The organism is Bartonella sp. CL63NXGY, from assembly GCF_042194905.1.
GTDB lineage: Bacteria > Pseudomonadota > Alphaproteobacteria > Rhizobiales > Rhizobiaceae > Bartonella.
This window is the reverse complement of record NZ_JBHINK010000078.1, coordinates 1-780: the sequence shown is the minus strand read 5'-3', so window position 1 is coordinate 780 and position 780 is coordinate 1. Positions and strand designations below refer to the sequence as shown.

Below are 780 nucleotides of genomic sequence, written 5' to 3'. Positions count from 1 at the left end.
GGAAGCACTCAAGGAGTAACTCGTGCTCAAGGATACCCGTAAGGACGTGCTTAAAGAAGTAGCCAGCGATTCACTTAAGGAGTAACTGGTGCTTAAGGACGTGGCTAAGGACGTGCTTAAAGAAGTAGCCAGCGATTCACTTAAGGAGTAACTGCTACTTAAGGACGTTTGAACTGAGGTACTAATGATGGCACTAGTGGAATAACTAGCACTTAAGGAGTTACTTAATGATTGACTGACAGATGCACTGTTACTGTAGCTTTGGCTCAGCATCAAGCTCGTGCTCAAGGATGCGCTTAAGGCATTGGAAGCACTAATGGAGTAGCTGGTACTCAAAGATACTCGTAAGGATGTGCTCAAAGACGTCGCCAAGGATTCACTTAAGGAATAACTAGCACTTAAGGAAACCCGTAAGGACGTGCTCAATGACGTAGCCAGTGATTCACTCAAGGAGTAACTGCTACTTAAGGATGTTTGAACTGAGGTACTGATGATGGCACTAGTGGAATAACTAGCACTTAAGGAATTACTTAATGATTGACTAACGATCGCACTGGTACTGTAACTTTGGCTCAGCATTAAGCTGGTGCTCAAAGAAGCACTCGAAGCATTCGAAGCACTTAAGGAATAGCTGGTACTTAAGGAAGCTTCTAGCGATGTACTCATTGATGCACTCAAGGAGTAACTAGCACTTAAGGAAGTAGCTAAGGACGTACTCAATGACGTAGCCAGTGATTCACTCAAGGAGTAACTAGCACTCAAAGAAACCCGTAAGGACGT

1 pseudogene is annotated in these 780 nt (G+C 44.1%); it reads right to left on the bottom strand.

Annotated features, from left to right (window positions below):
- A pseudogene (locus tag ACFIK0_RS09320) lies at positions 1-780 on the bottom strand (accessory Sec-dependent LPXTG-anchored adhesin); the annotation flags it as partial.